Origin of the sequence: Haloferax litoreum (assembly GCF_009674605.1) — an archaeon.
In the GTDB taxonomy this organism is placed as follows: domain Archaea; phylum Halobacteriota; class Halobacteria; order Halobacteriales; family Haloferacaceae; genus Haloferax; species Haloferax litoreum.
On sequence record NZ_WKJO01000002.1, the window covers coordinates 58,528 to 83,073 of the forward strand.

The 24,546-nt window shown below is 55.5% G+C and carries 25 protein-coding genes; 15 read left to right on the forward strand and 10 right to left on the reverse strand.

Annotated features, from left to right (window positions below):
* Window positions 1-302: 302 nt before the first annotated feature.
* From GJR96_RS15660 to GJR96_RS15680, 5 genes are all read right to left on the reverse strand, one after another.
* Window positions 303-1,019, reverse strand: coding sequence for a hypothetical protein (locus GJR96_RS15660; protein WP_151164171.1), 717 nt, complete (start codon window positions 1,017-1,019; stop codon window positions 303-305).
* A 97-nt stretch (window positions 1,020-1,116) separates the two neighbouring features.
* On the reverse strand, window positions 1,117-1,980 hold the full coding sequence (locus tag GJR96_RS15665; protein ID WP_151164173.1) for a DUF5518 domain-containing protein: 864 nt from the start codon (window positions 1,978-1,980) through the stop codon (window positions 1,117-1,119).
* A gap of 994 nt (window positions 1,981-2,974) precedes the next feature.
* A complete protein-coding gene (locus GJR96_RS15670; RefSeq protein WP_151164175.1) occupies window positions 2,975-4,930 on the reverse strand; it encodes an archaea-specific SMC-related protein in 1,956 nt (651 codons plus the stop codon).
* Window positions 4,931-5,005: 75 nt separating this feature from the next.
* On the reverse strand, window positions 5,006-5,638 hold the full coding sequence (rdfA, locus tag GJR96_RS15675; protein ID WP_151164177.1) for a rod-determining factor RdfA: 633 nt from the start codon (window positions 5,636-5,638) through the stop codon (window positions 5,006-5,008).
* 61 nt (window positions 5,639-5,699) lie between these two features.
* Window positions 5,700-6,551, reverse strand: a complete 852-nt coding sequence (locus tag GJR96_RS15680; RefSeq protein ID WP_151164179.1) for an IclR family transcriptional regulator — start codon at window positions 6,549-6,551, stop codon at window positions 5,700-5,702.
* Between the two features lie 339 nt (window positions 6,552-6,890).
* Here GJR96_RS15680 and GJR96_RS15685 point away from each other — a divergent pair, with 339 nt between their 5' ends.
* A complete protein-coding gene (locus GJR96_RS15685; RefSeq protein ID WP_151164181.1) occupies window positions 6,891-7,262 on the forward strand; it encodes a cupin domain-containing protein in 372 nt (123 codons plus the stop codon).
* Here the strand turns inward: GJR96_RS15685 and GJR96_RS15690 are convergent.
* Window positions 7,253-7,843, reverse strand: a complete 591-nt coding sequence (locus tag GJR96_RS15690) for a flavin reductase family protein (RefSeq protein WP_151164183.1) — start codon at window positions 7,841-7,843, stop codon at window positions 7,253-7,255. The genes GJR96_RS15685 and GJR96_RS15690 overlap by 10 nt on opposite strands.
* Window positions 7,844-7,935: 92 nt before the next feature.
* Between GJR96_RS15690 and GJR96_RS15695 the strand changes: the two genes are divergently transcribed.
* Window positions 7,936-8,334 (forward strand): nuclear transport factor 2 family protein, encoded by a 399-nt coding sequence (locus GJR96_RS15695; RefSeq protein WP_151164184.1) that lies wholly within the window; start codon window positions 7,936-7,938, stop codon window positions 8,332-8,334.
* Here GJR96_RS15695 and GJR96_RS15700 read toward each other — a convergent pair.
* From GJR96_RS15700 to GJR96_RS15710, 3 genes are read right to left on the reverse strand one after another with little or no spacing between them, the layout of a single operon-like run.
* Complete coding sequence (locus tag GJR96_RS15700; protein ID WP_151164187.1) at window positions 8,302-9,072, reverse strand: MBL fold metallo-hydrolase; 771 nt, start codon at window positions 9,070-9,072, stop codon at window positions 8,302-8,304. The genes GJR96_RS15695 and GJR96_RS15700 overlap by 33 nt on opposite strands.
* A complete protein-coding gene (locus tag GJR96_RS15705; RefSeq protein ID WP_151164189.1) occupies window positions 9,072-9,944 on the reverse strand; it encodes an LLM class flavin-dependent oxidoreductase in 873 nt (290 codons plus the stop codon). The genes GJR96_RS15700 and GJR96_RS15705 overlap by 1 nt, the downstream gene beginning before the upstream one ends.
* On the reverse strand, window positions 9,941-10,942 hold the full coding sequence (locus GJR96_RS15710) for an aminopeptidase (RefSeq protein ID WP_151164191.1): 1,002 nt from the start codon (window positions 10,940-10,942) through the stop codon (window positions 9,941-9,943). Before GJR96_RS15710 ends, GJR96_RS15705 begins: the two co-directional genes overlap by 4 nt.
* A 47-nt stretch (window positions 10,943-10,989) precedes the next feature.
* Between GJR96_RS15710 and GJR96_RS15715 the strand changes: the two genes are divergently transcribed.
* From GJR96_RS15715 to GJR96_RS15735, 5 genes are all read left to right on the forward strand, one after another.
* Complete coding sequence (locus GJR96_RS15715; RefSeq protein WP_151164193.1) at window positions 10,990-11,550, forward strand: FAS1-like dehydratase domain-containing protein; 561 nt, start codon at window positions 10,990-10,992, stop codon at window positions 11,548-11,550.
* Window positions 11,543-11,986, forward strand: coding sequence for a MaoC family dehydratase (locus GJR96_RS15720; RefSeq protein WP_151164195.1), 444 nt, complete (start codon window positions 11,543-11,545; stop codon window positions 11,984-11,986). The genes GJR96_RS15715 and GJR96_RS15720 overlap by 8 nt, the downstream gene beginning before the upstream one ends.
* Window positions 11,979-13,154, forward strand: a complete 1,176-nt coding sequence (locus GJR96_RS15725; RefSeq protein ID WP_151164197.1) for a thiolase domain-containing protein — start codon at window positions 11,979-11,981, stop codon at window positions 13,152-13,154. Before GJR96_RS15720 ends, GJR96_RS15725 begins: the two co-directional genes overlap by 8 nt.
* Window positions 13,151-13,573: a Zn-ribbon domain-containing OB-fold protein gene (locus tag GJR96_RS15730; RefSeq protein ID WP_151164199.1), complete on the forward strand. Its 423-nt coding sequence runs from the start codon at window positions 13,151-13,153 to the stop codon at window positions 13,571-13,573. Before GJR96_RS15725 ends, GJR96_RS15730 begins: the two co-directional genes overlap by 4 nt.
* Window positions 13,574-13,658: 85 nt before the next feature.
* Window positions 13,659-15,230, forward strand: coding sequence for an amidase (locus GJR96_RS15735; protein WP_151164201.1), 1,572 nt, complete (start codon window positions 13,659-13,661; stop codon window positions 15,228-15,230).
* Between the two features lie 63 nt (window positions 15,231-15,293).
* Here the strand turns inward: GJR96_RS15735 and GJR96_RS18500 are convergent, their stop codons facing one another.
* Window positions 15,294-16,880 carry an ABC transporter substrate-binding protein gene (locus GJR96_RS18500; protein ID WP_151164203.1) on the reverse strand — a complete coding sequence of 529 codons (1,587 nt, stop codon included), beginning with the start codon at window positions 16,878-16,880 and terminating at the stop codon, window positions 15,294-15,296.
* A 354-nt stretch (window positions 16,881-17,234) separates the two neighbouring features.
* Here GJR96_RS18500 and GJR96_RS15745 point away from each other — a divergent pair, with 354 nt between their 5' ends.
* The 8 genes from GJR96_RS15745 (at window position 17,235) to GJR96_RS15780 (ending at window position 24,538) form a co-directional block, all read left to right on the forward strand.
* Entirely contained in the window at window positions 17,235-18,362 is a 1,128-nt protein-coding gene (locus GJR96_RS15745; protein ID WP_225317762.1) for an amidohydrolase family protein, read from the forward strand.
* Window positions 18,359-18,733, forward strand: a complete 375-nt coding sequence (locus GJR96_RS15750) for a Rieske (2Fe-2S) protein (protein ID WP_151164205.1) — start codon at window positions 18,359-18,361, stop codon at window positions 18,731-18,733. Before GJR96_RS15745 ends, GJR96_RS15750 begins: the two co-directional genes overlap by 4 nt.
* Window positions 18,734-18,778: 45 nt before the next feature.
* Window positions 18,779-19,165, forward strand: coding sequence for a nuclear transport factor 2 family protein (locus tag GJR96_RS15755; RefSeq protein WP_151164207.1), 387 nt, complete (start codon window positions 18,779-18,781; stop codon window positions 19,163-19,165).
* A 43-nt stretch (window positions 19,166-19,208) separates the two neighbouring features.
* A complete protein-coding gene (locus tag GJR96_RS15760) occupies window positions 19,209-20,378 on the forward strand; it encodes an acyl-CoA dehydrogenase family protein (protein ID WP_151164209.1) in 1,170 nt (389 codons plus the stop codon).
* Window positions 20,379-20,444: 66 nt separating this feature from the next.
* Window positions 20,445-21,377, forward strand: coding sequence for an ABC transporter permease (locus tag GJR96_RS15765; RefSeq protein WP_151164211.1), 933 nt, complete (start codon window positions 20,445-20,447; stop codon window positions 21,375-21,377).
* A 2-nt stretch (window positions 21,378-21,379) separates the two neighbouring features.
* Window positions 21,380-22,429 carry an ABC transporter ATP-binding protein gene (locus tag GJR96_RS15770; RefSeq protein WP_151164213.1) on the forward strand — a complete coding sequence of 350 codons (1,050 nt, stop codon included), beginning with the start codon at window positions 21,380-21,382 and terminating at the stop codon, window positions 22,427-22,429.
* Between the two features lie 2 nt (window positions 22,430-22,431).
* On the forward strand, window positions 22,432-23,484 hold the full coding sequence (locus GJR96_RS15775; RefSeq protein ID WP_151164215.1) for an oligopeptide/dipeptide ABC transporter ATP-binding protein: 1,053 nt from the start codon (window positions 22,432-22,434) through the stop codon (window positions 23,482-23,484).
* Window positions 23,485-23,551: 67 nt separating this feature from the next.
* On the forward strand, window positions 23,552-24,538 hold the full coding sequence (locus GJR96_RS15780; protein WP_151164217.1) for an ABC transporter permease: 987 nt from the start codon (window positions 23,552-23,554) through the stop codon (window positions 24,536-24,538).
* Window positions 24,539-24,546: the final 8 nt, after the last annotated feature.

Here is a 24,546-nt window from a genome sequence, read left to right on the forward strand (position 1 = left end):
GCTTTCAGTTCGCTGGGGTTGTAATTTCGATACTCGGAGTTGCATATCTCACCAAGCCAAGGCAGATATACCACTTTGGTCTTGATTTCTTACGCGACCCCCAATCGGAGCCGTCTGAGCCCTCTGATATAATCATCTGGCTATACCGATTCATTGGGTTTTGTCTCGTCATCGTCGGCGTGTCATACATCTCTTGAGCGGATACTGAACAATTCCCTGCATAGCTGGTCTCACTGATGAGGGCGGCACAGAACGAATCTGTTCCAACCGAGACTAGGTACTGGTGGGCAATTAGAGAGTGTTCAGAACCCTTGTCTCACTAAGAAGAATGAGGTCACAGTGAGAACGAGCAGAACGGCCCATGAGTACTGGATGGGCCAGACGAACATCGCACAGAGTGGAATCACCCCGATGAAGAGTGCAGTAACGACGAACCGACCCCACACCCAGTGAGTAGAATTCGTTTCTGATTCACCGTGGACCGAAACGTTGTGACGCTGGAGGAACTCTCGAAATTGCGATTCTTTGTCTTGAGGGATGAGAAACGAACTCGGCTTGACGCTGAACGTTTTCTTGTAGTGTAACCGGACCATGGGCTGGCGAGCAAGTGAGAGAAACTGAGCGGCCTCCACGTCCTCAAGCGGAACAGTTGCTTCCTGGTCACTGCGGAAGAGTGTCGGGTCACCCATGTGGAACGTGGTCTCGATGCTTCCGTCATCTTGCTCAAATTCGATTGTGGTGTTGATGTACCGCTCAGACATCTGGACGAGGAACATCATCATCCCAGCACAGAAGAGGTTGTACGACTCGATGAGGCCGTCATCGAAGAATACGACTCCAGCGAAAAGAACCGCAGGGACGACGGCAAACATAGACCACCACAACAAACGACCGAAATCAGCGACGTTGAACCAGAGTCGATGAGGGAACCTTTCAAGCCCACTCTGATTCGTCGTCCACGTCGTCACTGTCGTCGTCTGATTAGTGACGTCTTGTTCATCACTTTGGAGGGCAGACATCTCTGAGATACTCTCTCAACTCTACTGAAATATTCTCGGATATCCCGAAATGCGTAGTTTTCCACTCAGTCAAACTTCTCGATAGTGACTGTGCACCTCAGACAGCCCCAACAGACCGTTTCCGGTCAAGGAGATAGAACGTAGCGGCGAGCCAGCACACACCGAGGAAACTGAGGGTCTCGACGGGTGCGTCCCATGCGTTAAGCACCGCTGCATAATACCCGAGCATAAACGCGGCGACGGGAGCGCCGACGTACGCGACAACGTTCGGAACCCACGGTGAATTATTCTCATAGAGTTGTTTTGCATCCTTGTACACTGCAACGAGTAGAAGTATTGCTGCGATGTACGTGACCAACAGCAATAAGACACCGAATAGTATCCCAACGCCACTTTGCGGCCTAAGTCCAAAGAAATAGCCAGCCGTCACAGGCACGACAAAGACGTACAGGACTACGTATTTCGGCCATTTCGAGCCGCTCGTTCCTCGCCAGTCTTCGTTCGTCGTGTCCTTGACTTCGGTCCGCCACGACCGCACAGCAGCAAGTCGGTCACCGATGAAGGCAGCCACACGGACAAACAGTACAACGATGGCAACTCCGAGAACGATCGCGATGGGTGTTCCAACCACGGTGAAGAGCGCTGTTCTGAGGGAAGACACAGTCAGGGTTGAGAACATCGTGGCGAGATACACGACGACGACCCCAATGGAAGCAGCCAGCCCGGTTCGTGTACTCGCCCGACGTCGACTCGTTGGTCGACCGTAGTAGAGGTACCCGACGAGAAAGCCAGCGACGATGAACACACCACCAGAGACGGTTCCACCAGCAACTAACGACTCGTCGGTTACTGTTCGCCACGATAACGGCACGGTGAGGAGTGCCGACACGAGCCCAATCGCCGTGGCGAGCCGAAGCTCCGGCTCAGTCAACTCTCGGTAGATGCGTGTGTGGAGGGGCATTTTTCGAATATACTACTCATTGCGATCATAATGAGTGTTGTCAACTATTGTTGATATATCCCGGCTCTCGATTCACGCGGCCTGTTGCGCAATAGTGTTGTCGTTCAGCCCAAGATGGCAACGGTTGTGACCCGTAGAACCCGAACGTGTGATGGGGTGGGCGACAAGTATCGATACAACTCACACCCCTGTGGAGAGTGCGTTGTCTGTTCGCCTCCCATCCGACAAGAACGCCCCTGTTGGTTCTCTCGAACCACGAGGAACATCCGTTTCGCAGTGAACAGTACGCTGACAGTCACGACGAAGTCGAGGATGGATAGATAGATGGGTTGATCGACATTCTTGAGGAGAGTTGGATACATGATGGACTTCCCGAAATAACCGGATCGTTCCATACGGCGTCCAGTCGATTGGCCACGAAGGCACCGACTTCTAGTAAGGTCTCCTCCAAGCCAATCTCGTCGACGGGGCTGAGACCGCCCTCGCCGACGAACTCCGATAGGTTTTGTTCTGTTCAATCTCGAATGAAACAGCCAGTGGGGTTGGACGTGAGACCAAGGACTGGGTCTCAGAGATAGGGCGATTCTATCACGCTTATTTCACAACGCATAATTATATGACTAAAGACCATTTATAAAAATTATCACACAAATTACTTGAACGAGATTCTTACAATCAGGTCGGTCATGTCGTATTCGACTGCGATGGACAACCGGTTATTCGGGTGGTGTATACTTTTGTACGAATAGTACCCTCCTATGGCCGTTGATAATAACTCAAAGGTCACTATTCTTTGACAAACAGATTTAATCAGTAGATGTTGTGGGGATTTTTGATATTAGGTCAGTGATTTTGGATTAATTTCTTTGATTTGGATAAATAAATCAGCATTTACACTTTATTATGGTCGTAGAGCGGAACCCGAACTCTTTGTAAATTTACTACTCTATAATTCTGTCATATGAGCGTCCAAAATACGAGTGGTAACGTGAATCTATGCTGGCGAGTACCGCGGATACGAACTGTCGACTGTTTGCGCGTCCTCTTCGAGCAGTGCGACCACGAGATAGTCGGCGTAGTCCGCAAAGTAGTCCACAAGCCGGGAAATACGGTCAGCGTCTATCGCTTCGAGTGAGTCGAGCACCATGAACGGAACCGTCTCGTAGACGTCGTGGATAAGGTACCCAGCGAGCGCAAACACGAGACCCGTCACCTCACGTTCTGACTCCGAAAGGTGGGAAACAGCGTCTTCGTAGCTCACTCCCTCTTCGTTTTTCCGAATGACGTGTAGTTCGAAGAGCGACTTGGTGACTTTCTTGCGACCCTCACGAACGCGTTGCTCTGTGCGCTCGATCCAGATCCGTTCGAGGTTATCGTATTCGAGGGCGTCGAGGACTTCTCCCATGCGGGTGTTGAACTCTTCGACGGCCTGGGATTCGAGTCGCTCGATTCGCGTTCGGAGTTCTTTGAGTTCCTCGTCGATTTCCTCACGGGTAGCTTCTAACGCATCGCGCTCATCAAGCTTTGCTTCGATAGACGCAATCTCGTCTTCGACGTCTTCGAGGTCGGAACGAAGTCGCTCGAGGTCGTACTCGATTTGGTTGGCTTCGCGGTGGAGGTCGAGCAATTCGCCGTGTTCTTCGCTCTCCAACTCGTCGACAGTCTGTTCGAGCGAGTCGATTTCACTTTCGAGGTCGCTCCGGCGTGCTCTCAGTTCCTCGATGCGTTCTTTACGGGTCTCTCGTTCACTTTCGATATCGGAGAGTCGGCGCTCGATACGATCGCGTTCACGCTGTTGCTGTGCGTACGTCGATTTCTCGTCTTGAAGCGCCGAAAGCTCCTCCTTGAACGACCGGCTCTCGTCGAGTTTCTCCTCTCGGAGGCTTCGAAGTCGGTCAATCGTCGATTCGATGTCGTCTTGGTCGACTTCTGACCCGCAGGTCCAACAGACGACCTGCTCGTCGGCAAGGAGTTGGTCGGTGACGCTTCCTCCACTCTCGCTCGGTTCTGACCCACGGAGTGCCTCGACAACGTCAGAAGACGTCCCTGAGAGCATCTCTTCATTGAATTGAATGACACTCTGCAGTTCGTTGATGGTCGACTGAACCTCTTGTTGCCGCGTGCGGAGTCGGTTAATCTCAGATTCGATTTCACTCACCTGTCCACCAGCGACGTCCGGAAGCTCTTCAGCGTCCCCCTGCAACTCCTCCTCTTCGGACTTCAGTGCGGCGAGACTCTGCTTTTCAGTCTGGAGACGACGGTCAACGTCGTCAGTCTCACGACGCTTGTCACGAAGGTCACCGAGTTTCGACTCGAGTTCGCTTTCGGCTTCTTGCTGCTCACTGATTGTTGCATCGTACTCCTCTACCTCACGTTCTTTCTCGGCGAGTTCTGTCTCTTTGTCTCTGATTTGGTCTTGGAGCTTCGTCCGACGCCGTTCGAGAGTCGGAAGTTTCTCCGAGAGGTTGCTAAGGGTAGAAAGTTCGTTTGATATCTCTCTCTTCCGCTGTTGGAGCGAGTTGATTTCTTCGTTGATCGACTCGACGTCGACAGGTCGCATAATGAGGTCTCGGAGATCATCCTCGTTTGCGACGGCTCGGCGAGCATCATTCGATTCGAGCAAGAACGCAAAGAGATCAGCGAGTTCTGTGTCGTTGAGAACCGGTTCTCCATCAGTAACTACCGAGTTCCCCTGGCGTTCGAACGTTCGCGTATACGATTCGTCACCGAAAGTGAGTTCGACATATCCCTCCTCTGCGTCGCCTTTCAACGCGACGTCGTCGCTTCCGTGAGCAGCCATGATCGATCGAAGCAGCGAGGTTCTGTTCGTTGCATTGCGCCCGGCGAGGAGCGTTACACCCGGCTCAAACGATGTCGAGAGTTCGTCGATGCCACCGATATTCTCGACTGAAAGGTGGACTTTCGATTCCGTCGTCTGTTCTGCGTTCATGTAGTGTTGCTCCCGTCACATGCGTATAAAACCAATTGATGAGTGAGTGACTATATTACAAGTCTAGTATTGTAATTATTGACGGCCGGATTCGGAATTGGTACCACACTCACAACCCCCTCTCGTGAGTAGTTGGATGACCTCGTATTGGGTACCGCAATCTCGGCAGTATACTTGGGTGTCGATGAGCACGTCGAAGTCGCCGAGTCGAAGTTGGTTCGTGTCTCGGAGCGATTCGAGACTTCGTTCGGTAACAGCAAGTAATCTCCCCCGAAGCTTCTGGACCGAATCGACGACGCTCTGTATGCGATTTTTCGATTCAGAGTCTTTCGAGACACCACGGATTTCAGTGAGATATGTGTACACTGCTTGGTGCGATACAAAGTCTGAGGAGAGTTGGTCGACATCGACTCCCCTGGACTCGAGTGAATTTTTCGCTTGGACACGCATCCCCTCAGTAGTGTCGTCGTCCGAGAGAAGTGAATACAGGTTCTCTGCTTCCCCTTTGAGGACTTCACTATCGGTCTCACGTAGTGCCGATTGGATCATTTTTTCGTTCAGCAACGTTGCGAGGTCTCTGAGACTATCGCTGTCTTCCGGTGCGGTCCACCGTTCGGCTAATGTTTCGCCAAACCCTGTTAACCCATACGAGTCGATCACCCGCTCGACCTTGCTTTTTCGTCGACCTTCGTCCGAGTTAGCTCCCATTAGTCTATCTAAATTCACCGACCTGAAATATGTTCGTGCTCGTGTGCTTATCGTCCAGAGTTCACCCTCGGTGTTCTGGCAACTCGTCTTCTTCTGAAGTGGTGGTCGGCACGTCGAGCTCTGTGGTCGTGATAGAGGGCACATTAGAGAATTGTATCTTGAGTTGGAGCTCTTTTACTGTCCCGATGAGACGGTCCGGTATGTCGTGTTCGAGGTTCTCTTGGGTAAACCGACTTTGCGGGCCGGACACGGTGAGTGCACCGAGAACCTCATCACGCTTTCCGAAGACCGGTGCTGCAACAGCGTGCAGTCCGCTGATACTTTCTCCACGATTGAACGCAACTCCTTGCTCTTTGATCTCTTCTAGTTGTTCGTACAACGTCTCTCGGTCTGTAATCGAGTCCTCTGTCTGTTGGGGCAAACCCCACCTGTCGATGATCTCGTCGACTCGTTCACGGGGGTAGTGAGCGAGTATTGCTTTCCCGCCAGCGATTAAGTGCATGTGTCGGCGACTCCCGACGACGGTGTGCGTCTCCACTGCGTGTGACCCCGCCCCACGGAAGAGGTAGACGGCCAGACCGTGTTCTTCGACCATGAACACGGAACGGCAATCTATCTCTTCAGCAATCTCTTTGACGAACGGTTTGACGATTGTGTACTCTGGCCTTTGATTACGTGCGTACCCACCGACTGTGAGAAACCGTAGACCGATTTTATACGTATCTCCCTCTTTGGCCACGAAGTCGTGCTCTTCGAGTGATGTGAGATGTCTGTGAACTGTACTTGGTGCCATCTCTAGGTGGTCTGCAACTTCCGTTACTCGGCCGCCGTTTAGTGTCATCAACGCTTCTATCACTCGGACGACGGTATCCGTCGTCTTCACACCGTTTCTCTCGCCCCGGTCTTTCACCATGTGTATCGTTACCCACCAACACTATATAAAATTCTGTATTACGGATTATTGCGTGGTTGTCAGTTGGGCTCTACCTTCGTCCGATCAGCATTACAACTATAGTATTGTAATAATAGGCGGTCGACTCTCCCTCGGGCTCAGACTGAAGTCTATCGGCGTTCGGTGTGACATCACATACCGCTCTTCGGTGGATTCACCACTCATCTTTGTCGATGTTGCACTCTTCATTCCGTAATATCGAATCACTCAGCTAATACTGTCTCCATTCGTATTAATTTAAACTATTGAATCAAGAATAATATTTTTCAACATATAAAGTTCCGCTCTGCGGAATCAACTATGTATAAGTCGTCTCGAGATAAAGGGAGTTCTGTGCCAACAATTGACAGAGAGCTGTTTGACCCATTCGGCGAGGATAGTGGATTGAATTGGGAAGAAGAGCGTCCTGGGGTATACGAACGAGTTGTATACGAGGACGAGGACGGTCAATGCACCCGATTCGTCCGAATGGAACCCGGTGCAGAGATTCCCGACCGCATCACCCACGATTTTTACGAGGAGGTGTTCATCATCGAGGGCGGGTTAATCGATACACACCTCGACGAGGTGTTCACACGTGGGATGTACTGCTGTCGAACTCCAGGTATGGAGCACGGCCCATACGTCGCACCGATTGGGTGCCTCACCATCGGTCACCGCTACTACGATTGATCTTTGGCGACCCGTACCGGCGACATCTTCGTATAGTATGTCCCGGTCAGTCGACCGACAGCATCGATTTTTCGCACATCGACCTTTCCATCTGTGACCACTGAATCGTCTACGTGTACGTATGTGACCTGACCAAACACCACGACGTGGTCACCGACTGGAACCGTCTCGTAGAGACGACATTCGACGTTCATCTTCGCTTCACCGACGCGAGGCGCATCGACAGTCGTGCTCGGGGTCGGCTCTAGCCCAACGTGCGTGAACTCGTCTTCGTCTGGTGGAAGTTCGTCGCTCGTCTTGTCCATCGCTTCGAGAAGGTCTTCTGTCACGAGATTGTAGACGAACTCTCCCGTCTCTAAGACGTTCGTTACCGTGTCCTTGTGTGACCCGTCAGTGGATTGCTTTCCCGAAAACATCAACACGGGTGGGTTGTTCGAGTTGACTCCGTTAAAGAAACTATACGGTGCTAGATTTGGAACTCCCTCGTCACTACACGTGCTAATCCAGCCAATTGGCCGCGGAATTATCGCACTCGTCAGCGTCCGATATAACGCGTCGGTCTCCGTAGGCTCAATCTCCATACCCCCCCGTCACACCCGAACACTATAGCGATATTGTTGAATTCTCCCTCACCGACAGATAGCGTTAATAGTGTATCGTGCCATCACGGTGCATGGAGTCGGAAGAACCACTCCCAGTAACTGCCATGAAACGCTACTGGTACCATCTCGAACGCGACGAATTTCGGGAGGCTGCCGACCAATTCACTGAGGACACGATGTACCTCCACCCACCGATGCACAAGGGCATTTCAGAGGTCTATGGGAGAGAAGAACTCTACGACTATTTCGTCAACGCGAGAGGGCCTCGAGAGTCTTCACACGAGGTGACACACTACGTCTCAGACGGTACTTCAGCCGTCATCCAAGGACGGGTGTTCGGTCCTGACGTTGACGTTCCCCACGTATTCATGGTCTATACCGAGGTCCGAGATGGAAAAATCGCGTACTACAGTGCAGTCAACCGAGACGAAACGGAGTCAGAACGCGTCGTCGAGGACTCCCTCGGGTAGCCCTTCTCGTGAGGGTCGATGGAGCGATGGCTCGTCGGACGCGTAGTTCGGTTCGAATGAGACGTATCGTTCCAGTTTTTGACTTGCATTCTCGAACACGTTGGAACCGTGGTGGACGAGTGCAATTTCGAAATCGTAGTCCAGAAGTCTGACGAGATTTTCTTCCGCATCGACGACGTCTGCTGGTGAGACGTACATGTTCGTCGATTGAGGTGGGTGGACGAGATACCCTGCTGGAAGACCGCGCCGGTCAGAGCCAGAGACAACGTCCCCACACGCTGCGATACCAGCTTTTTCGTCCACGAGCGCCGAACTCCCCGGCGAATGTCCGCCAACGTGGACTGCTACGAAGCGGCCGATTCTATCTTCGTGTCCGTACAGATTGTCTGCTGGCGTCGTCACGTTGAGGCGGTCTGCGTCGACGAGGGGTTCCTGTTCCGGTACCCACGTTTCGACGTCGAACCGGTCGACGACCGTGTCGAATGCCCCCGCGTGGTCGAGATGACGGTGAGTGATGATAAGCCGTTGTGGGTCGACACCCGTCGACTCTATTCCGTCGATAAGGTGTCGTGCACGGGTTGGCACACACGTATCGACAAGCGTCGGGACGTCGTCTGGAAGGTCGAACAGGTACGACCGGCGTCGGTCGCCTCTGATGAACGGTGGGCCTTCGTCGCGGTCTTGCCACGTTATCTCGTATACGCCGGGGACGACCTCTGTGTAGTATGGTGCGACCATCAGCACTGCTCCTTGGCTTCGATCAATTGGGTCAACGTTTCGGTTGCGTACGCACGATCCATCGGACGGACGACGACCTCGTCGACCCCAGAATCTACGAGGTCACCGAGATACTCTGCGAGGTGAGTTGCGTCTCCGGCGAGATAGTTTGCATCGGAACTCCATCCACGGTACCCGTCTTTGATGAGGTCCTGTGCATGCTCCTTGGCATCCGCGTCGTTCGGGAGTCCGACGGCATCCAGCCTGACGATGACTGCACCACCCCCTGCCTCCTCGAACCACTGAATCTTCTCTTCGAGCGTATCGTGGTCTGCAGAAGAACTCACCCATGCGTCGCCAAGCCTACCGGCTCGGCGCACTGCCGGTTCTGCGCTCCCCCCGATACAAATTCGTGCATCTGCTTTCGGATTCACCGAGACGTCTTCGACTTGATAGTACTTCCCTTCGAACGTCACTTCGTCTTCAGACCATAGACGACGGATGAGTGCTAGCTGTTCTTCGAATCGCGGTGCACGCTGACGCTTCGGAACCCCGAACGCCCTAAATGCATCGTCGTTGTACCCCAGTGCGCACCAGAAGTCAAATTGTTCGACCATCGCGCTGAGTGTTCCCGCCTGTTCGGCAACGAGGACTGGGTCGTACATCGGTAAGAGAAACATCGTTGCGACGTGGTCGAACAAGGCGGCGAGACGACCGGACGTCGGCACATTTTGAAGGTACTGTCCCAAATCGACGACGTGGTGGTCCCCTTTTTCTATGTAGTCGTACCCAAGTTCGTGTGCTGTCTCGGCGAGTTCGAGGAGTTTCGCCGTGGCATCTCTCGCTGGGAGTTCCCGAGGATAGAAACCAGACGGAGAGTATCCAATCTTCATGCTTCGACCTCGTCGTCGACGAACGAACCGCTGTCGATGAGTTGTGTTCCGTCGAGGGTGACCGACGCGTCGTTCATGACGAAATCGATGTGTACCGGTGAATCGACGTCTTGTCCATAGATGAGGCCATTTCCGATTCCGATGTGGGTTCGCCCTCGCCCTTTCTTCCAGATAGACGTCGACCGTCGGTTTGCGTACGGGTTGATTCCGAACGCAACTTCCGCGAGGTTTCGAGCATTTTCGTTTTCGTCGAGTGTCGTTTCGAGAGCCGTGACGATTTGTGGGTCGCCGTCGAGGGCTCTGACTTCACCGGATTCGATGACAATCTCGACTTCGCCGTTAGGCCACCCGTATCCGAGAATCGGTCCGTCAATTACGACAGTTCCCTCTGCTGTCCCGACGACGGGCCCTTGATACACCTCTCCCCACCCAATAACAGTGATATCGCCTGGGGTATGTGCCACCGCTGTGCTCATCGAGGGCATTCCGTCGATGTTCGCCACGAGGTCTGTTCCACGCTCGCTCGTCACACGAATCTCGGAGGCCGCAGCAACTTGGTCTCTGACCCTCGCACCGAACCGTGTGAGCGCGCCAAAATCGACGTCTAAGACAGTGGGACTCGTGAGGTCAGAGAACGACCGCTTCGTCATCCCAAGCGCACGTAACTCCTCATCTGCCCGAAGGCCGAGTGGAACGTCGTGGTGCGTGAACGACGCTGATGTCGTCTGAGTCAGTCCGACTAAAACCGACGCTTCGTGCATCGCCTGAATCACCCCTGGAGGAATCGTTTCGCTATCTCCCGCCGTGTCGTTCATGGTGCAGACGACCACTGAATTGGCAAGTTCGGTGCTAAGTCCAGCGAGAGCGTCGATAATCTCTTGACAGTCCTCCGTTGCCGATTCGTCGGCAACGATGAGGACGTCATCTTCGGCACCGATAGCTAGAAGCTCGACTGCTGCGCGATAGGCGACTCTCGTCGCTTTTCGTGTGCGACCCATACACCGGTAGACGCAACTCTTCTACAAGTGGTTTGCTACCGTTGACCATGACAACCACCGACAAGTATTTGCGGATACCACGATTCGAGTACGACAGCATGCCGAGTTATCGCTCTTTGGAGAGTCTTCGAGACGCTATTGGAACCACGGTTCGAACGGTGGAAGGCCTCTCGATAGATGCGGGGAAAGTAGCGGAGTACGCCGCGGCGACGAGAGACGAAACACCCCTCTTCGTCGACGAGGACGCCGCGACGACGATGGGTTTCGATGGAATTCCGGCATCACTCATCCACACGATGACTGCGCTCTACGACCACTACCACGTCAATGGGGGTCCACTCCACGCCATCGACCTCGGTATGGACCGTCGATATTGGGTTCTCGGTGAGCAAGAGTACGAATACCATCGTCATCCGATAGTCGGCGACGTTCTCACTGGGGAGACGACGCTCGCAGATGTGTACTCCAAACGAGACGGCGAAATGACGTTTGCGGTCCTCGAGACAAACTACGTCGACGAGACGGGTGCGCTTCTCGTGACAGAACGAAGAACGATGATAGAGACACGCCGCGCAGCAGACGAGAATCGAGGTAAGACCGATGAGTGAGACGTGGCCAATCTCGGGTGACGAGGGAATCGATGTTGGTGATTCAGGGCCAACCATCGTCGTCGAAAATCTGAGACACGAAGATTTCGTTCGCTTCGCCGGGGCGACTGGTGATTTCAACCCGATGCACTACGACGATACGTATGCACGGGACGCAGGGTTCCGGTCTGCGTTCGGCCCCGGAATGCTCACCGCTTCGTACGGTGCACGCATGGTCTCGAAGTGGTTCGGCCTCGGGTCCATCGACCGAATCAAATTCCGCTTCACGGATAAAGTGTGTCCGGGAGACACGCTCACAGTCGAGGGCACTGTAGACGAGGTCGATGATACACCTGACGGGATGACTGTCCGCGTTTCGTTCGACGTACGAAACCGGCGTGACGTCGTGGTACTCGAGGGCGAATGCGACGCGATAGTCGGAGGGTCACATGAGTAACTCCGTCTACATCGCCGGGGCGTTCGAACATCCAACCCGCGAGGCACCGGACAAGTCGGCGATGCAACTACACGCAGAAGTTGCCCGTGGTGCACTTGCCGATGCAGGGCTTCCAAAGTCACGAGTAAACGGGTTTGCGACGGCCGGAATCCCCGAGTACAAACATACGTTCAAAGGGCCGATGATGATGGCTGATTACCTCGGCCTACGTGGTGTGTCGTGGGCAGAAAACACCGACGACGGGGGTGGTGCACAGTTGACGCACATGGCCCACGCCGTGAGTGCAATTCGAGACGGTAAATGCGACGTCGTCTTGATAACTCTCGGTGGGAGGCCACGCTCACGCGCCCAGAACACGGGAACTGGGGGGACTGCTGGGACGACGATGCAGGATAATTTCGAACACATCCATGGCAACACTGTCATCACCCGGTATGCGATGGTTGCGAAACGGCACATGCACGAGTACGGGACGACACCACTCCAGTTTGGAGCGATCCGTGAGGCGGTCTCGTATCACGCCCAGTTCAACGACGACGCACTCTACCCGGACCCCGTGACGGCACAAGACGTCGTGAACTCTCGGACGATTAGCGACCCCATTCACCTGCTCGACTGTTGTGTCATCTCAGACGGCGGCGCTGCTGTGGTGTTGGTCTCATCGGACGTCGCAGACGAATTGGCCCGCGAGTGTGTCGAGATAATCGGGTGTGGTGAGTCGATAACGCATCACGACGCCGGTCGAATGAATATCCTCGAAACCGGTGCCCGTGAGTCAGGAGATAGTGCATTCGACGAGGCTGGAATCAGCCGTAGTGACGTCGACTACGCTTCGTTGTACGACTCGTTCACTGTCACGGTTCTCTTGGAGTTAGAGGACCTCGGCTTTTGTGAGAAAGGCGCTGGTGGCGAATTCGCTGAATCCGGTGCGTTGAAAGCACCCGATGGTGAGTTACCCGTCAACACCGATGGTGGCGGGCTCTGTTCGAACCAACCAGCAAATAAGGGTGGATTGACCAAAGTCGTCGAGGCAGTTCGGCAACTTCGTGGCGAAACAGCACCCGAAGTCCAGATTCCCAACGCGCGATACGCCATCGCACATGGGATGGGTGGCGACTTCGTCACTCGTGAGAAGCACACGACGCTTCTGCTGGAGGCCCCCAGATGACTGTTCCCGAACAGTGGGAGCCGCGAGAGACGCCGGAGGTCGACCCGGAGACGGCCCCGTTTTGGCGAGCAGCGGCCGACGGAACGCTTCTCTTGTACGAGTGTGACGACTGTGGGTTAGTGTTCTACTACCCGAGGGCGTTCTGTCCGGACGATTTCTCGCCGAACGTCTCGCCGAAACCGGCGACTGGAACCGGTCGAGTGTACACGTACGCGACAACCGATGTCGTCAGTGAGTGGCCGAGCGACGACCTCCCGATGGTCTCTGCTATCGTCGAACTCGACGAGGGCCCGCGGATGCTAACGACGCTGGTCGACTGTGACGCAGATTCCATCGCTATCGACGACCGGGTGGAAGTTGTCTTCGTTCCCACTGACGACGAGGACGTTGCAATCCCGGTGTTCAGACCGACTGATTGAACTCGTCACAGTCTCTTTTCATCGTTCTATCTGCCAGCCACGAGTGGGGCGAATCTATTTGCGGCCGAGAGGCGTGGATAGAGCTATGCCTCAAGATGAGCCGTACCTCGGTCATTTTCTGGAGAGCGAACACGCGCGAACGATTGGAAGCCAACTCAGGCGTGTCTCACGTGACGACGTTCGAACGCTCGGGGACGCCTACGACGTGTCCGTCGACGACGACGAACTCGACGAGATTCGTGACGCGATAAATGCGATGGTCGACGGTCTCGGTGTTATCACCGGTCTCCCACTGACGTCTGTGGACGACCTTGGAGAGCGGTCGTGGTCTGAACCGGCGGACAACCCGTTCAATGCAATCGCGACGAGGTGCGACGTCCCTCCGGCAGATACCTCGGGTGAACTGTCGGGTCTCTCGATTGGCGTGAAAGACAACGTCCCCGTCGCGGGTGTCCCTATGCACAGTGGTTCCGACGTGTTGTTCGGCTACATACCACCGCGAGACGCCCCAGTGGTGTCCCGTCTCAGAGAGTCAGGGGCTCGAATCGTCGCCAAGACAACGATGGACGAATTCGCTGGCGGCGGGGGAGGGACGAGAAACCCACAGGGTGCAGTCCAGAACCCGCACGACCCGTCACGAGCGGCTGGTGGGTCGTCCAGTGGGAGCGCTGTCGCAGTCGCGGCGTCTCTCGTCGATGCCGCGCTTGGGACAGATACGGGTGGGTCGGTTCGAATCCCCGCATCGTTCTGTGGCGTCGTCGGATTCCTTCCGTCGTACGGCGTCGTACCTCGGACCGGCGTGGTGGAACAAACGTACACACAGGACGTCGTCGGTCCGATAGCTAATTCAACCCACGATGCAGCACGGATATATGACGCGATAGCTGGCCCACACGACGGCGATTCGTCGTCACTCGCAGCAGCAGGGGAAGACGGATACGGAGCAGGCGGTGGTCGAAAGGCAGTCGAAAACGCACCTGACCTCTCAGAGCTCAGGTTTGGTCGGGTGAGTGGTGGCTTCGGCGATGGCGTCGACGGTGCCGTTGCAAGCCAAGTCTCGGCGTCTCTCGACCGATTGGAAGACGCCGGTGCGACTATCGAAGAGGTATCGGTCCCGTGGGTATTCGAGTACGATTACGAAGTCAAGAGCATCATCTCGTATGCAGAACTAGCGACCCACTGGCGAAATGGGGGTGCAGCGTTCGGACGCGACGGACACGTCGACGAGAGATACCAGGCGTCGTTTTCCCGCAACCGCCGGGCCGCGAGTGGGTCACTCGGTCGATTCTTCAAGACGAAATTACTCGCTGGTGCCTTCCTCACAGACGCCTACGACGGTCGACTCTACACGAGAGCGCGTATCGCACGCGAACGAATTGCGGAATCGGTTCGTGCGGCGGCGTCGTCAGTCGATGCACTTGTCATGCCGACGATGCCGGGTGTTGCTCCCAAACTCGAGGATGCGACTGACCCCGGATACGATTACGCTCGTAACACTCGTCCCGCGACGCTCGCTCGGACTCCTGCGATAACCATCCCCACGGAACCAGTCGATGGGCTTCCCGTCGGTGTCCAATTTATTGGTGAACGGTTCGACGATGCCGCCCTTCTCGGTATCGCTGCGGCAGCGGAGTCAGTCGTCACTCCGCGAGAATAGTCCTCGTTCGTCTCTTCAACCTCAAATAAGAAGAAAAGTTACGAGACAAAAAACGGAAATAGATTATCCGGAGACGTACTCGCCGTCTGCCGAGATGCACGCGAAGTCGTCGGCGCTTGGAACCTCACCAGCGGGGTACGTTGGCGTCGTGTCGGTCCCTGCGGGGTATCTGAGATTGCCGCTGTCGTCCCATCCCCACCCCGCATCCATGAGTGCCTGACGTGCTGCTTCGGCATCGCCGGAGACCGAATCAGTGAATTTGTGGAGACTGTCTTCCGGTGGGAACGATGGGTGTTGCGGAGTGAAGAAGAGACTGTGGAGTAGTTCCGTCTCGTACCCAGCGAACACGACCTGGTTGATCTCTTGACGGTTGATGCACTTTCCGATTGCGTCACCGAACTCCGAGTATCGCCCGGGCGCTTGTGGGTACGACGCGTAGAGTTGCCACGCACCGACACCTGCGAAGCGGGTCTGGCCGAACTGGGCATCATCGAGTTGGTTTTCGAGGTTGATGAGGTCGCTCCCCGAGAGTTCGTCAGCGACCTGGATTTCACCCTGTCTGAAGGCGCGGAGCTTGGTAGACTTGTCGTTAAACAGTTGGAAGACGATGGTGCTCTGCGGACTGTAGGTCGGGTGACCGTCGTACGGCTCCAGAACCATCGTTTGGTCTTTGTTGAACGACGAGAGTTGGTACGGCCCGGACCCGACGTAGGGGTCCGGCTCGAACGTCGCCGGGTCGTCCATCCCTTCCCACGTCGGCGGGTGGAGGATACCCCACAGCGGGAGGTGCGTGGTGAGGAACCCGGGGTTCGGCTCGTCGAATTCGAAGACGACTGTCTTGTCGTCGACCACCTCGATGTTGCTGTAGTTCTGTTTCGCCGCGAGCGCGACGTCGTTCTCTTCCAGCAGTTCGAACGTGAACTTCACGGCTTCGGCGTCTACCGGATCCCCGTTGTGGAACGTCGCGTCGCCGAGTTCGAAGACGTACCGCCGGCTGTCGTCTTGGACCTCGTAGTTCGTGGCGAGTTGGGTGTTGAACTCAAGATTCTCGTCGTAGTAGACGAGCTGTGAGTTCAGCATCTGGGCGTATGGTGTGTGGTCGCGGATTCCCGTTAGCAGCAGGTGATTCAACGATTCCACGAAGTCGACCTGCATAGCGAACACCCAGCGGTCACCGTTTGTCGGAGTTGTCTCAGCCAGCGCAGCGACGTTCCAGAGGTCGAGCCCCATCTCGCCCAGTTTGTCGTCGGGGACGTTCAGCAGGTCGTTGCGGTACGCGACGAACGCCGACCGAGGAATCATCGGAATCGTGACGACGTCGTTGCTGAACTTCACCATCGCGTCCTCGTACAGTTGTGCCCGCTCTTCTGGGTCTCCGGTCTCGACGCCCGTCATCACGAGGTCTGAGTACTCACAGTCCGTGTAACTCGCGTAGTTCTTTTGGCCGTTGTTGCCCGCGTAGTCGATAACCATCGAGCGCAGGTACTCGGTGGGGTCGAGTCGCGGTGGTGCCGAGGAGTTCCCCCACGTGGAGTAGTGGTAGGTCCGCTTGTCGTTGTAGACGTCGTCGAGGAACGCCGAAATCCCGACGGGTTTCGCTTCGACTGTGATATCGAGTGCGTCCTCGATGTTGTTCTTCACGATTGGCACGAGGTCGTCCCACGGTCCGTAACCGGTGATAAATTCGATGACGAGGGTCGGAACACGCTCGCCGAGTTCGTTTCCACCGTCACCTCCCCCTCCTCCGCCACCGTTTGAGCCGCCATTGTTCCCGCCACTGTCCCCGCCTGTGTCTCCGCCGCCATTTGTTTGACCTCCACAGCCGGCGAGTCCACCGATTACACCGGTAGCACCCACTGCTTGTAGTAGTCGTCTTCGTGATACTGACGGAGTGTCTTCTCCCTTCATCACACCCCTAGCACGTTTTCTCAAGACGATATAATTTGTGGTAGGTAATGTCACGCATATGTACCTAACTGACACATATTTAGTGCGGGACGACAGATGGTAGCCATGCCGTCGAAGGCGTCCGCTGAGAATTCGATAGTATCGATAGAGGACCTCGACCACGTTGTCGACTGTGACTTCCACCTAACTGAACGCCCCTCAGACTTCCTTCCGTACGTCGATTCCCCGTGGGACGAGATACTCGCCCGACCGCTCGAAGACATCCACAAGGGACGGTTTCTCTCCCCGCTGTACCCGAAGTCTGGCATCCTCAACGTCGGGCGGACGACCGGACGCATCCCTCCGACGAAAGTCACGACGCCAGAAGACGTTCGGGAGGGGATGGAAGAACTGGGGGTGACGGAACCAATTTTGAACGCCGGCACCAATCTCTCACTCGGCGTCGTTCACCACGACGAACTCGCAGTCGCACTCGCGAACGCGTACAACCGCTGGGTGACCGAGACGTTCTTCGACGAGGGATTTCGGGGTGCTGCTGTTATTGCACCGCACCGTCCGAACGACGCCGCTGAAGAGATAGACCGTGTCTCCAAAGAGAAAGGGGTTATCGGGATTCTTTTGCCGAGTGGCGGCGTCACACCACCATTGGGCCACGAAATGTACCGTCCTATCTTCGAGGCATGTGAGAGCGCAGGCCTCCCATTACTTCTCCATGGAACGGCCAATGGCGCCTGGCAAAGCCAACCACTCCAACACCGGTGGTTGAACCGGCACATGTCGATTCACGCCGTGTCCCATCCGTTCGACCACATGACGCACTTAACGAGCATGCTCACTGCAGGGGTTCCCGCGCTGTACCCGGACCTCGACTTTGTCGTTCAGGAAGCAGGTATCGGTTGGGTACCGTACTTGATGCGCCGACTCGACCACGAACTGCCAGCGAACGTCGAAGATGCGCCGCTCCTCGAAATGGCACCGAGTAAGTACATCCGACGTCAGTTTTACTTCACCACCCAACCGGTAGAGGGCACTCACGACCACGAGTACGTTCGAGCGATGATTCGGTTGATGAGTGGTGGGACGAACCTGATGTTCTCATCGGATTACCCACACTACGATTTCGACAACACCGACCACCTACTCAACGTCCTTCGCCCGGCGTTTTCTGACGAGGAGATCGCGAACATCTACGGGGAGACTGCACGAAAGGTGTACGACCTATGAGTGACGATTCGAGGCTCCACTTCGTCGACTCGGCAGCCGACTTTGGAGAAGGCGAGCGACGAATCGTGAGCCTTCCACATGGGGATGTCGCGGTTATTCACACAGACAAGGGGTACCGAGCGCTGTCAAATCGGTGTCCACATCAAGATGGCCCTGTCGGAGAGGGGTTAGTGAGTAAGTCGCTTCGTCTGTGCCCCGGAGGAACAGGTGTCTCAGACCTCGGTGTCGACCCGGACCGACCTGTTGTTTCGTGCCCGTGGCACGGATGGCAATTCTTTCTCGAAGATGGTCGCCACGTCAGCGACCCACAGTACCGAATCCCGACGTTCGACGTGGTCGTGCGTGACGGCGACGTGTTCGTCGTCGGTTGACCAGGGGGATAACACTAAATACTTTGCTAACTCCTCACATGGTGTATGGCATCAGCAAGTGTCGACCCCGTCGAGGTCGTCCAACGGTATTGGACTCACCTCGAGGCCGGAGAGTTCGAAGAGGCCGCTGCACAGTTCACAGACGACGTGACGTATATCCATATGCCAATCTTCGAGACGCGAACGATTGTCAATGGAAGAGACGAACTGTTGCACTATTTCCGGGATATCCGTGGGAAGCGTGATTTAGACCACATCCTCGAGAAATCAGTCGCAAACGAGGGGGAGTGCTTCGTGTATGGGACCGGAAAGGGTGATGCTATCGACACTGAGCACGTGTTCGGCGCCTACGCGGAACTCGACGACGGTAAGATTTCGCACTACTCGATCACCAACCGGGAGAAAGGAGAGGGAGACCGACGGTACGGATAATCTCAGCGGCATCTTTATTTTTTAGCGTGTGGGTGGTAGTAACATGGAGTTCTCCCTGTCGGAAGAGCAACGGCTCATCAGAAAAGAGATTCGGCGACTCTGCGCCGACTTTGGTGACGAGTATTGGCGTGAGAAAGATGCGGCCAAAGAGTACCCCGAGGAGTTTCACCAGACGTTTGCAGACCAAGATTGGTACGGTCTCACGATTCCCGAGGAGTACGGTGGGCACGGGTACGGGATTCAAGAAGGAATCATCGTCCAACAGGAGATTGCCCGGTCAGGTGCGGCGCACGCCGGCGTTGGTCTCACGGGAACACAGATATTCAACTCTGCGCCGCTCATCGAGTATGGAACTACTGCCCAAAAGGAGGCGTACCTCCCCGGGATATCGACAGGCGAGAGCAGACTCTCCGTCGCTGTCACTGAACCGAACGCCGGATTAGATACGTCTCGGCTCGAAACGTTTGCCCGTCGAGACGGTGACGAGTACGTCGTCAATGGTCAGAAAGTATGGATTGGTGGTGCACAGCGAGCAGACTTGATGCTCCTCCTCGCACGAACGGAACCGCGTGACCCTGAACATCGATTCCGCGGACTCACGCTCTTCTTGGCCGAGTTCGACAAAGATCTCGATACGGTCGACGTCGTCGAGATGGACAAAGCCGGAAGAGTTGCGCTCGACTCGAACGAAGTCTGGTTCGAAGATTTCCGTATCCCAGTGGAAAACCGTATCGGTGAGGAAGGAAAGGGGTTCAAGTATCTGCTGACGTTTGCGAACTCCGAGCGAATTCTCGTCGCGGCGACTGCGATTGGAATCGGTCTTGCAGCACTCGATAAAGCCAGTTCGTATGCATCAGAACGTGTCGTCTTCGACAACCCGATTGGGTCGTATCAGGGTATCCAGCATCCACTGGCAGACTCGTGGAGTAAACTCTCGCTCGCAGAAGCGATGACACAAAAGGCCGCCTGGCTCTACGACAACGGCGAGGAGTGCGGTCCGGAATCGAACGCAGTAAAGATGCGTGCGAGTGAAGCATCTGTCGAGGCGTGCGAACGAGCGGTCCGGACGCTTGGTGGTATGGGTTATTCTGAAGAGTACGACGTCGCACGGTATTGGCGTGAATCCATCATCACCGTCATCGCCCCCGTGTCGAACGAACTCATCAAGAACTACATCGCACAGAAGGTCCTCGGACTGCCGAGGTCGTACTGAGCGATGTGTGTTGGCATGTGACACGTTAGCGAAAGCATTTTACTGTACTGCCGCAACTGACAACCTATGTCATCGGCACTCCGAGACAATCTCCCAAAGTTGTGGAAACGGATTCCAAACTTTGGAAAAAACCGAGTAGTTCGGACGGTCCTCTCTGACCGCGAACTCATGGTGTATGGTGGATTCTTGTTGCTCATCGTCTTTCTGGGGATCTTCGGTGAAGCGATCGCCCCCTACGACTACGAAGCGACACAGTACGCTGCTGATGGAACTCTCCTCCGGGCTGCACCACCTTCGATTGCGCATCCACTTGGAACAACCGACACTGGCCAAGACGTCCTCTCGCGCATCATCATCGGTGCGCGCCCGACAGTCGTCACAGGAATCGTCGGGGGCACACTCATCATCACCTTGGGAACCCTTATCGGAGTGTCAGCAGGGTTCTTTGGAGGATGGGTCGGTAACATCCTCATGCGTCTTACTGACTTTGTCTACGGGGTGCCACTCATCCCCTTCGCAATCGTACTGCTGGCGATGCTCGGATTCGGTCTCTACACGTCGATTCTCGCGATCGGGTTTATCCTCTGGCGTGGGTCTGCTCGCGTGCTTCGATCCCAAGTTCTCCAAATCAAGCAGCGGCCATTCATCACTGCAGCGAGGGCGACAGGTATGAGTTCGACGATGATTATCCGTCGACACATCCTCCCCAACATCGCTCCGATGATACTCCTCTTCTTCTCGCTTGGAATCGGGTACTCGATAGTGACGCAGGCTGGACTCGCGTTCATCGGCGTCTCGAACCCGTTCCTTCCATCGTGGGGAGTAATGATTCGCAACGCCTACACGTCGGGATACGCCGACGTGGCGTGGTGGTGGTCTGTGCCACCAGGTGTACTTATCTCACTGACCGTCCTATCGGCGTTCATGTTCGGACGGAAGTACGAGGAGATATCTGGTGGCTCTGACCCCGGAGAGGACGTATTCGTCCAGGGTGGGTAACGATGGGTGCACCACTCTTGGAAGTCGAAGACCTCACCATCCAGTATAAGACGTCGTCCGGTCCGGTTACGGCAGTCTCTGGTGTGACCTTCACCGTCGAGGAAGCCGAGTATTTCGGGCTCGTCGGCGAATCAGGATGCGGGAAGAGCACCATCGCCAAATCCCTCATCGGCGGGCTCGACGAGAATGGCTCTATCGTCGGAGGGACGATCAAATACCGAGGTGAAGAGATTCAAGACTTCTCGGACGCTCAGCTCAGCGAGCGGATTCGGTGGAAAGAAATCTCACTCATCCCCCAGAGTTCGATGAACAACCTCGACCCCTTACAGCGCGTGAGTGAGCAAGCGGTCGAAATTGCGCGAACACACAGCGACATGTCGAAAGCGGAGGCTCTCGAGCGGTTCGGTGAGCTGTTCGAGACAGTCGGATTACAACCGTCCCGGATTCACGACTACCCACACCAGTTTTCGGGTGGGATGCAACAGCGTGCGGTCATCGCGCTTGCGTTGTTCATGGAGCCATCTCTCATCATCGCAGACGAACCGACGACAGCGCTCGACGTCATCATGCAAGACCAGATATTCAAGTACCTCGATGCGATGAAAGACGAGTTCGAGACGAGCATGCTTCTCATCACGCACGACATCAGTCTCGTCTTCGAGTCGTGCCAGAGCATGGCGGTCATGCACGGTGGTCAACTCGCCGAGACTGGCACAGTCGTCGACCTCTACGACACACCGCGCCACCCCTACTCGATTCTGCTCCAAGAGGCGTTCCCAGACATCGAAGACCCGAACCGTGAACTCGGGACTATCGATGGAACACCGCCGAGAATCATTGGGGATGTGAACGTCTGTACCTTCGTAGACCGTTGTCCGTGGGCAATCGAGGACTGTCACACTGCAGCACCTCCACTCGAGCAAGTCGAAGGGGACAGCAGACACGGAGTCTCGTGCTTCAGGATGGACGAAGTACACGAAGAATATGCTACCGAAAAACGGCCGGACATCGGAACGACAGTCGAAGAAACGAAAGCCGATGGAGACGCGTGAAGATGACAGATGAACCTATCCTCGAGGTGAGAGACCTCAGAAAGTACTTCGCACAGAACCGTTCGCTCGGAGACATGGCACTCGGGCGAAAAAAAGACAAAATCCAAGCGGTCGACGACGTCTCGTTCGACTTACGTCGCAACGAAGTCAAAGGGATCATCGGCGAATCCGGATGTGGAAAGACGACGCTTTTGATGACACTCCTCGGCCTCCACGAAAAGTCCGGTGGTGAGATTCTGTTCAACGGTCGAGATTACAGCGAGTTCGACAAGGAAGACTGGAAGCGGTTCCGTCGGAGTGTCCAGGTAATCTTCCAGGACCCGTTCGACTCGCTCGACCCGAAAATGACTGTCAAGCAGACGCTCGAAATCCCGCTGGAAGTCCACGGAATCGGCGACCGAGAAGAACGAATCCGGGACACGCTCGATATGGTCGAACTGAGACCAGCAGACAGGTACATCGACCGCTATCCGAACCAGCTCAGTGGGGGGGAGAAACAGCGTGTGTCTATCGCTCGGGCGCTCATCCTCGAACCGGATATCATCCTCGCAGACGAACCAGTCTCGATGCTGGACGTATCGACACAGGCAGTCATCCTGAAACTCCTCTCTAAGCTCACGGAAGAACAAGACGTGTCGATGATATACATCTCGCACGACCTCTCGACGGTCAGTTACGTTTGTGACGAAATCAACGTCATGTACCTCGGTCGTATCGTCGAGACGGCGCCGACGATGGACCTGCTTCGGTCACCGAAGCACCCCTACGCCGAAGCACTGATCAACGCGATTCCAGTCCCGAACCCACACAAAAAGCGTGAGCGAACGGATTTAGAGGGGTCGACGCCCGACCCGATCGGACTCGGTGAAGGGTGTCGGTTCCGTGACCGGTGTCCAGAACGGATGCCAATCTGCGATACGACCCCCAAGTATCTCGAAGTAGAGAGTGGTAGACGTGTCGCATGTCACCTCCATTACGACCACGAGTCGCTGCCGCGAGACACGAATGGAGATGCTGTCGTATCGAAATCGACCCAGGCCTCACCGCAAACATGAACGAAAACGCACTACACAACACCACCGGAACCGCTCGGAATAGCGCTGAGAACACAGGAGCACGCCGATGAGTAAATCGAAGTTCATCGTCGTTCGGTCACTGCAGGTCGTCGTGATGATGTGGCTCATCCTCTCGTTCCTGTTTTTCTTCTTCCGGCTCATGCCGGGGAGCTTCGAGGACATCATGATGTTCCAAGGCGTCAGGCCGGAACAGATCGAAGTCTTCCGGCAGAAATGGGGGCTGAACGACCCCTTGTACGTCCAGTACTACCGCTACATCGTCAACTTCGCCACGGGCGACGTTGGGATGTCACTCCGGGTCCGTCAGCCAGTCTGGGAGGTCGTCAAGATGCGTATCTTCAATTCGTTCATCCTCATCGCCCCCGGTATCACGCTCGGATACATCATTGGTTCCATCGTGGGAACGCTCATCGGCACGAACCGTGGAAGCCGGTTCGAGCGCTTCGGCGTCATGGCGACGATCTTCATCGGGACGCTCCCCGTGTTCTTCCTCGGAATTCTGATGATCATCGTCTTCTCGGGATGGTTAGGTTGGTTCCCGTCGTCGGGGATGCTGTCGCAACTCAACGCCGGCCAATTCGACGGCCAAGAGTGGTGGCGTCCGTACACCTCACGGGACTTCATGATGCACTACATCCTGCCGTTCTCGGTCATCGCGATTCGGTACACGAACCTGCCGTCTCTCATCATGCGGACGAGCGTCGTCGAAGTCTCCGGTCAGGACTTCATCTACTACCACCGCGTGACAGGGCTCTCGAAGCTCGCACAACTTCGCCACATCGCAAAGCACGCGAGCCTGCCGGTCATCACAGTCTACCCGATTTCGATGACGCGCGCGCTCGGCGGCTTGGTACTTCTCGAAGTCGTCTTCAACTGGCCGGGAATCGGCTTCACTCTCGTCCAGTCGGTGTTGATGCGGGACTTCCCGGTCGTTCAGTTCGTCTTCTTCATCGTCGCAGCGTTCGTTCTCCTTGGGAACTTCGGCATCGACATCATCTACGGTATCATCGATCCCCGAGTCAGCGTCGACTAACCGGGGAC